Raw genomic sequence first — 8,420 nt, forward strand, 5'->3', positions numbered from 1 at the left:
GTCCGGGTCTCCCTGGTGTCGCCACGGAGACCCGGACAGGCGCTCTACTTCGGCGTCCTACCTTGGGTCAGTGGTTCGCCAGGTCGAGGACGTCCAGGACCCACGCGTGCTCGAACGCGATCTGCTCCCACGCCGAGTAGCGCCCCGAGACGCCGCCGTGCCCCGCCGACATCTCGATCTTCAGCATCGCCGGCGCACCCGCCGCCTGCAGCCGGGCCACCCACTTCGCCGGCTCCACGTACAGCACGCGGGTGTCGTTGAAGCTGGTGGTGGCGAGGATCCGGGGGTAGTGCGAGGCGTCGTCGGCCACGTTCTCGTACGGCGTGTACGAGCGCATGTAGGCGTACACCTCGGGGTCGTGCAGTGGGTCGCCCCACTCGTCCCACTCGGTGACCGTCAGGGGGAGCGTCGGGTCGAGCATCGACGTCAGCGCGTCCACGAACGGCACCCCGGCCAGCACTCCCGTGAACAGCTCGGGTGCCAGGTTGGCCGCCGCCCCGACGAGCAGCCCGCCAGCGCTGCCGCCGTCGGCCACCATGCGGTCGGACGCCGTCCAGCCGGTGCCGACGAGATGCCGGCCACAGGCCACGAAGTCGGTGAACGTGTTGAGCTTGGCCCTCAGCTTGCCGTCGTCGTACCAGGCGCGGCCCATCTCGCCGCCGCCTCGCACGTGGGCGATCGCGAAGACGACGCCGCGGTCGAGCAGGCTCAGGCGCGGGACCGAGAAGTACGGGTCGATCGAGGACTCGTACGCGCCGTACCCGTACAGGAGGAGGGGTGCTGGCTCGACGGGCGCGCCCGTTCCGCCGGTCGAGCCCCCCTCGGAGCCCGTCGAGTTCCCGAACCGCACCTTGTCCTTGCGCCAGACGAGGGAGATCGGGACGCGGGTCCCGTCCTGGGCCGTCGCCCACTCGCGGCGCTGGTCGTAGTCGCCGGGGTCGTAGCCGCCGAGGACCGGCTGCTGCTTGAGCAGGACGCGCTCGCCGGAGGCGACGTCGTACAGGTAGAGCGACTGCGGCGTGACGAACGACGTGTAGCCGACCTTGAGGTTGGGCTGCTCCCACACGCCGACGCCCGCGCCGACCGACTCCAGCGGCTGGCCGAACGAGATCTCCTGGAAGCTCCAGGTGGCCTGGGGCGTCGTGAGGTGGGGGGTCTCTACCGGCTCGGCCGGCTCGACCTGCGAGGTCTGCGCGGTGCCGGCCGGGTCGACCAGCGACAGGACCGCCGAGCGGGAGATCGCCCCGCGGCGGTAGTAGAGCACCAGGTAGCACTCGCTCGCGCTCACACCCTCCAGCCGCACGTCCGGGTCGTGTGCCACGACGACGGTCGCCGCCTCCGGCGTCACCGTCTCGCCGGGCGCGGGAACGGGTGAACTGACGAGCTCGAAGTTCAGCGCGTCCTTGTTGTGCAGGATCAGGAGGACGTCCCGGGTCTCGACCGGCTCGGCCGGCTCGGTCGGCGAGGGAGGCAGGTCCGACGAGGGCGGGTCGACGAGCGAGGGGGGCTCGGACAGCGAGGACGGCTCGACCATCGAGGCGGGCAGCACCGCGTGCTCCACCGTGTACTCCACGCCCTCGCGACGCGGCCACACCACGCGGAAGTCGCCGGTCGGGTTGTCGGACTCCAGCAGCCACGACTCGCTCGTCACCTTGGAGCCGAGCTCGATCTGGAGGTACTTCTTCGACCGGGAGAGCCCTACGCCCACCCAGTAGCGCTCGTCGGGCTCCTCGAAGACGAGCACGTCGTCGGACGACGGCGTGCCGAGCCGGTGCCGCCACACCCGCCACGGCCGCCAGGCGTCGTCGACGGTCAGGTAGAAGATGTGCTCGCCGTCGGGCGAGAACATGGCGCCCGGAGCGGTGTCCCGCACCTCGTCCGGGAGATCCTCGCCGGTCGCCAGGTCGCGGACGCGCAGCGTGTAGCGCTCGTCGCCCGCTGTGTCGGTGGCGTGGAGCAGCCGGGCGCCGTCGTCGGACACGTCCAGCGAGCCGAGCGCGAAGAAGTCGTGGCCCTCGGCCTGGACGTTCTGGTCCAGCAGCACCTGCTCGCCGGGCACCGGTTCACCGGGCTCGAGCACGCGGGGCGTCCAGTCGTCCGGCCCCGCGGCGCGGTAGCGCGCGTGGATCGGGTACTGCTGACCCTCGACCGTGCGGGCGTAGTACCACCAGTCACCGTCACGCGACGGGACGGAGAGGTCGGTCTCGAGGGTGCGGCCCTTGATCTCGTCGAACAGGGTCTGCCGCAGCGGCGCGAGGTGCTCCTGCTGGGCTAGCGTCCAGGCGTTCTGCGCCTCCAGGTGCGCGACGACGTCCGGGTCGTCCTTGCGGCGCAGCCACTCGTAGTCGTCGATGAAGGTGTCGCCGTGGAAGGTGCGCTCGATCGGGCGGCGCGCCGTCAGGGGGGACTCTGTGGTAGAGGGGGCGGTCTCTGGGTGAGTCAGGGCGTCGGACACTGCGCAAGCGTATCCGCGCCCGCATCGCTGAGTGCGGGATATTCGCCGTCCGGACAGGGCTGGAGGGGCGAATATCCCGCACTCAACGGGTCAGAGCCTCAGGTCGGTCCAGGTGAGGCGGTGGTCGCTGCTCGGGAACGGGTAGACGCCCGTCAGGCGGGACAGCGGGTCGGCGGCCACGGGCCAGAAGACGCCGGCGTCCCGGACGCGCAGGTCACGCGACGGCAGCACGTAGTCGACGCGCAGGTTGCCTGGCGCCGTGTCGGCGAAGTCGGCGGTGTCGAACGCCGGGTCGCCCCGGTGCGTGAGGTTGGCGCCGGCCTGGAGCGCGGCGGCCTCGGGTCCGCATGCCGACGTCGCCCGCGGGTCCGTGATCCGCGGGTGGCGCAGGAGCTGGTCGATCGCCGAGTCGACGGAGTCGCCGTCGACGGGGTCGGCGTTGTAGTCGCCGACGATCACGAACGACGAGCCGGGACGCAGCCCGCCGCGCCGGCCCTCGTCGTCGTACTGGTACCAGGAGCGCCAGCCGCCGCGCACGTAGTCGGCCCAGAACCGGATCTCGTCGTGGTTGCGCAGCCCGTTGCGGTCCTCGGCACCGTCGAACGACGGCGGGGTCGGGTGCGCGGCCAGCACGTGCACCGTCTCGTGGCCGACCCGCACCGGGACGTCCCAGTGGGACTTGCTCGACAGCGGCAGCACCGCGAGCTCCTCGGCCGAGTACCAGTCGGCGGGCGCGGCGGTGGCCGGGTCGTCCGGCAGGAGCGCGCCCGGCATGTCCTGCCACTTGAAGTCCTGGAACGTGCGCACGCGGTCGTGCTGGATGGGGTACTTGGACAGCACGAGCATGCCGTACTGCCCCGGGAACAGACCGAAGCCGAGCGCGTCGTCGCCCCCGCCGACCGTCCCGTTGTTGTTCAGGTCGAACCCGCTCGGGATGCCCGTGTTCGACGGCGCGACGAACGCGTACGGGTACTCCACGGGCTTGCCAGTGCCTTGCGGCACCTCGAGGTAGTTCTCGCGGAACAGGTCCGCCGCGGCATACGGGTCGGCGTCGCCCGAGTAGTCGAACTCGTTGAGCAGCACGACGTCGGGGTTCGCGTGCTGGATGACCTCCGCGACCGTCGCCGCCTGGACGTCGTCGCCGGTGGACAGGTCGGCGACGAGCTCACCCTCCGTCGCCCGGTTGAGCGACAGGTTGTAGGTGGCGGCGCGCAGGGTCCGGTGGCCGACGCCGGGGTGGCCGGCGCTGGTCCGGTCCGTGCCTGCCGTGGGCGCACCCACGGCGACCGTGCCTGCCGACGCTGTGCCTGCCGACGCGAGAAACGCTCCGGCCAGCAGGGCCGCTGCCGCGGCGGCGCTGGTCAGGCGCACGGGGGTACTGGCTCGCATGACTGCTCCTTCTTCGGGTGCCGTGCGGGTGGTCCGCGTCAGCCACCGTAGGGCCGAGTCGGTTCGACCGGGTGAACTGTGTATGAACAGCCCTGCACAGGGGGTTCCTGACGGTAGTTTTCCGGGGCGGCCGGTCGGCCGCGCGCCGACGGCGTTCGCCGTCGCGCAGCTTCTTGAGGAAGAGTCGATGAACCGAGCTTTCCGTTTCGCCGCCGCCACCGCCGCCGTGACCGTGTCCCTCACGATGCTCACTGGCTGCGGAGCGATCCTGGACGAGATCACGTCCGGCGGCGACGCCCCGCGCGACGAGCCCGGCGGCGAGATCACCGCCTCCGCCGAGGCGGACGCCTTCGAGATCCTGAAGGGCGACTGCATAGACCTGTTGGCGCTCGAGGGCTACGGCGACTCCGCCGAGGGCGACGAGTTCGAGGTCGAGTCGGTGCCGGTGGTGCCCTGCGCCGAGCCGCACACCGGTGAGGTCTACGCCGAGCTGATCATGGAGGGCGACGAGTTCCCGGGCGCCGAGGCCGTGACGAAAAAGTTCGACGAGTGGTGCTACGACGAGTTCGAGAAGTTCGTCGGCCTGTCCTACGACGAGTCGGTGTACGGGTACACGGGCTTCTTCCCGACCCAGGCGACCTGGGACGAGCTCGACGACCGCACCCTGCAGTGCGTGGTCAGCTCCGAGGAGCCGGTCACGGGCAGCCTCAAGGGCGTGGCGGAGTAGGGCGTAGCGGAGCAGGGCGCGGCGCGGCGGCGCGTCGCGCCGTCAGCCGCAGGTCCGTCGCGAGGACCACGATGGCGGCCAGCACGAACGCCGCCCCGACGAGGGGCACCGTGCTGACGCCGTCGGTCGCGACCACCCAGGCCCCTACCGCCGCCCCGCCGGCGATCCCGAGATTGAACACGGAGCTCGATATCGCGGCCGCCGACTCGGTGGAGCCGGGGGCGACCTGCAGCACCAGGAGCGACAGTGCGGGCGGGATCACGCTGAAGCCGACGCTGAACAGGGCAAGGCCGAGCAGGGCGAGCGCCGGTATGTGCCCCAGCCCCCAGAGGAGGACGAGCGCCCCCGTCAGCAGCCCGAGGCCGGCGAGCACCACCTGCCACGGCCACCTGTCGAGCACCTGGCCGATCACCACGGTGGTCACCACGCCGACGGCACCCTGCCCGAGCAGCAGCAGACTGAGGTACTGCTCGTGGAACCCCGCCGTCTCCAGCAGGAACTGCGTGACGAACGTGATCATCGTCAGTCCGCCCGTCACGAGCAGGCCCGTCGTGACCACCAGCAGCACGAAGCGCCGCATGCTGGGGTCGGTGCCGTGGGCGGTGCCGACCTGTTCCGTGCTGACGTCGGGCATCGCGGCCACCATCAGGACGCATACCACGAGGCTGACCACGGCGAACAGCAGGAAGGCGGTACGCCAGCTCGTCTGCTGGCCCACCCAGGTGCCGAGGGGGACGCCGAGCACCGGCCCGAGCGAGTTGCCGATCGTGAGGCGCGCGATCATCTTGCCGCGTACGGCCGGCGCGAACAGGCTCGCTGCCGCCGGGGTGACCGCGGCCCAGAACAGCGCCTGCCCCAGTCCGGTGAACATGCGCGCGGCCATCAGGTCCGCGTAGCCGACCGAGAACGCCGACCACAGCGAGCCGATGGCGCAGACGGCTGTGGTCGCACCCAGGACGTAGCGGCGCGGGAACCTGCGCGTGAGCCGCGAGAGCGGGAGCGAAGCGAGCACGACGACGGCGGCGTAGGCCGTGACCAGGAATCCGATCTCCGAGGTGCTGCGGCCCAGGTCGGCGGCGATGAGGGTGAGCAGGCCGCCCGGCAGGTTCTCCGCGGTGACGAACGTGAAGGCGCTCACGGAGAGCGCGACGAGCGCGATGATCGCGCGCCGCTGGTCCACGGGCGGTGCGGCGAAGCTCGCGGCGGCGACGGGTCTGCTCGAGGTCATGCTGTACTCCGGCTGCTTGGTGGGCGGTGGTGCACCCGGACGACGAACAGGCCCGGCGGACGGCGACCAACCTACGCGGCGTCGGACCGATTCGATGCACCAATATCAGACGTGGATCGTGAGCCATTCGTGTGTCCTGGGCAACATTGTCGTAATATTTCCCTGGTTTCCTCCTCCAGGGACAAAGGTGTCCCGCCGGTCCGGCGACCCGAATCACCTCCTCGTCCCGGACGCCGCAACTCTCCACGGAGGAAATATGAACCAACGCATCTGTGCCGTCGGCGCGGGAGCTGCCCTGCTGCTCTCCGCAGCCCTCGTACCGATCACCGCCTCGGCAGCACCCTCCGCCGAGGAGGTGCCGCCGCAGGCGGCGCCCGCGAAGGAGGACAACCGTCCTGACCCGCTCGCGGAGAAGCAGACCGAGAAGCGGCAGCGTGCGGTCGACCTGGTCGCCACAGGCGAGGCCAAGGTCGAGGTCCGCGGCAAGGGCGACCGTGCGTCGAAGGTCGTGGAGATCGCGCCGCGCGAGTACGTCGAGTACGGCGTCGAGGAGACCGCGCAGCTCTTCAGCATCCTCGTCGAGTTCGGTGACCAGGCCGACGAGCGCTACCCGGACGCCCCCGCGGGCCCGGTGCACAACGAGATCCCGGAGCCGGTGCGCAGCGACAACTCCACCTACTGGGAGCCCGACTTCTCCAGCGAGCACTACAAGGAGATGTTCTTCACCGGCCTGGAGGACCAGGGCGGCGAGTCGTTCGCGGGCATCTACGACGAGATGTCGTCCGGCCGGTTCGACCTGCAGGGCGACGTGTCCGACTGGGTCACCGTGCCGTACAGCACCGCGTCCTACGGCACCACCGAGTCCGGCGAGGACATGACCCGGTTCATCCAGGACACCGCTGACGCCTGGTACGAGCAGCAGGTCGCGGCGGGCAAGACCGCCGAGGAGATCGACGCCTACCTCAAGTCGTTCGACGTCTGGGACCGCTACGACCTGGACGGTGACGGCATCACGTCCGAGCCGGACGGCTACATCGACCACTTCCAGGCGATCCACGCCGGGGAGGGCGAGGAGGCCGGCGCGCCCGAGTCGGCGATCTGGTCGCACCGCTGGTCGGTGAACCAGGGCGGCTTCGGCACGGACGGCCCCGCCGACTACGCGAAGGTCGGCGGCATCAAGATCGGTGACTCCGACATCTGGATCCGCGACTACACCACGGAGCCCGAGAACGGTGGCCTCGGCGTGTTCGCGCACGAGTTCGGTCACGACCTCGGCCTGCCCGACTACTACGACACCGACGGCGGCGAGAACGGCACCGGCTTCTGGACCCTCATGAGCTCCGGTTCGTGGATGAGCCACGGCGACGGCACCATCGGCACGACGCCGAACCACATGGGCGCCACCGAGAAGCTGTTCCTGGGCTGGCTCGACTACGAGGTGGTGGAGCCGGGCGACACCGAGCGCGTGAAGCTCGGCCCGTCGTACCACGCCACGACGCGCGAGCAGGCGGCGATCGTCAACCTGCCCGACGGCGTCGCGCAGGAGGACCTGGGCGTCACGCCGGTCGACGGCAAGTTCGTCTACTCCGGCAAGGCCGACGACCTGAACAACACGATCACGTCGCCGTCGTTCACCGTGCCGGTGGATGGCTCGCTGGCCGCCAAGGTCCAGTACGCCATCGAGGCGGACTTCGACTACGCGTTCGCGGAGGTCTCCACCGACGGCGGCGCCTCGTGGGCGTCCCTGCCGACCAACCTCTCCACGGACGAGGACCCGAACGGGACCAACCCCGGTAACGGCATCACCGGAAGCTCGGACGGCGCCTGGGTCGACCTGACGGCTGACCTCGCGGAGTACGCGGGCGAGACGGCGTCGGTCCGGTTCCGCTACTCGACCGACGGCGGCACGACGGAGACCGGCTTCATGGTGGACGACGTCGCCGTGGGCACCGCGCTGACCGAGGACTTCGAGGACTCAGCGGACTGGACCGCCGAGGGTTTCCAGACGGTCGAGGCGGACGGGACCTACGAGGTCGAGTTCTCGCACTACTACGTCGCGGAGAACCGCGTGTACGGCGGGTACGACGAGACGCTGAAGGAAGGCCCGTACAACTACGGCTGGACCTTCTCCAACAGCAACCGGGTGGAGCACTACCCCTACCAGGACGGCCTGCTGATCTGGTACGTGAACAGCCGGTACAGCGACAACAACGTGTCGCAGCACCCTGGCCACGGTCAGGCGCTCCCGGTCGACGCGCGTCCGCAGGTGCTGAAGTGGTCGGACGGTACGATCGCCCGCCCCCGGATCCAGTCCTTCGACGCGACGTTCGGTCTGCAGCGGACCGACAAGCTCTCGCTGCACCGCGAGGTGTCGGAGACCGAGCTGACCCGCCTGGTCAAGGACAAGCAGGTTCCGGTGTGGACGTTCGACGACACCAACCCCAAGGCGTACTGGAAGAAGAGCAACCCGGGTAACTCGGTGATCGTCGGTGGCACCGGCACCACGATCAAGGTCCTCACGCAGGACACCAAAAGGGGCCACATGACCATCCAGGTCAACTGACAACCGGATCGCCGAAGTAGAGCGCCTGTCCGCGGACGGCAGGGCTTGAGCCCCGCGG

At 70.2% G+C, this 8,420-nt stretch carries 5 protein-coding genes; 2 read left to right on the top strand and 3 right to left on the bottom strand.

The window, feature by feature from the left end; genetic code table 11:
- Window positions 1–67 precede the first annotated feature (67 nt).
- Window positions 68–2,455, bottom strand: a complete 2,388-nt coding sequence (locus tag ACFWE2_RS23170) for a S9 family peptidase (protein ID WP_377226563.1) — start codon at window positions 2,453–2,455, stop codon at window positions 68–70.
- 90 nt (window positions 2,456–2,545) lie between these two features.
- The gene (locus ACFWE2_RS23175) at window positions 2,546–3,844 is read right to left on the bottom strand and encodes an endonuclease/exonuclease/phosphatase family protein (RefSeq protein WP_377226564.1); all 1,299 of its coding nucleotides are present in this window, start codon (window positions 3,842–3,844) and stop codon (window positions 2,546–2,548) included.
- A gap of 187 nt (window positions 3,845–4,031) precedes the next feature.
- On the opposite strand from ACFWE2_RS23175, the gene ACFWE2_RS23180 reads away from it, so the two are divergent.
- Window positions 4,032–4,571 carry a septum formation family protein gene (locus ACFWE2_RS23180; RefSeq protein ID WP_377226565.1) on the top strand — a complete coding sequence of 180 codons (540 nt, stop codon included), beginning with the start codon at window positions 4,032–4,034 and terminating at the stop codon, window positions 4,569–4,571.
- On the opposite strand, the gene ACFWE2_RS23185 is transcribed toward ACFWE2_RS23180, so the two are convergent.
- A complete protein-coding gene (locus tag ACFWE2_RS23185) occupies window positions 4,552–5,799 on the bottom strand; it encodes an MFS transporter (RefSeq protein ID WP_377226566.1) in 1,248 nt (415 codons plus the stop codon). The two genes, ACFWE2_RS23180 and ACFWE2_RS23185, sit on opposite strands and share 20 nt — an antisense overlap.
- 256 nt (window positions 5,800–6,055) lie before the next feature.
- On the opposite strand from ACFWE2_RS23185, the gene ACFWE2_RS23190 reads away from it, so the two are divergent.
- Entirely contained in the window at window positions 6,056–8,362 is a 2,307-nt protein-coding gene (locus ACFWE2_RS23190; RefSeq protein WP_377226567.1) for an immune inhibitor A domain-containing protein, read from the top strand.
- Window positions 8,363–8,420 lie beyond the last annotated feature (58 nt).

The organism is Promicromonospora sp. NPDC060271 (assembly GCF_042726755.1).
GTDB lineage: Bacteria > Actinomycetota > Actinomycetes > Actinomycetales > Cellulomonadaceae > Promicromonospora.

What these genes read in the sequence shown, in the direction of transcription:
- ACFWE2_RS23175 (WP_377226564.1), bottom strand. Translation starts at nt 3,844, where the DNA reads ATGCGAGCCAGTACCCCCGTGCGCCTGACCAGCGCCGCCGCGGCAGCG.
- ACFWE2_RS23180 (WP_377226565.1), top strand. Translation starts at nt 4,032, where the DNA reads ATGAACCGAGCTTTCCGTTTCGCCGCCGCCACCGCCGCCGTGACCGTG.
- ACFWE2_RS23185 (WP_377226566.1), bottom strand. Translation starts at nt 5,799, where the DNA reads ATGACCTCGAGCAGACCCGTCGCCGCCGCGAGCTTCGCCGCACCGCCC.
- ACFWE2_RS23190 (WP_377226567.1), top strand. Translation starts at nt 6,056, where the DNA reads ATGAACCAACGCATCTGTGCCGTCGGCGCGGGAGCTGCCCTGCTGCTC.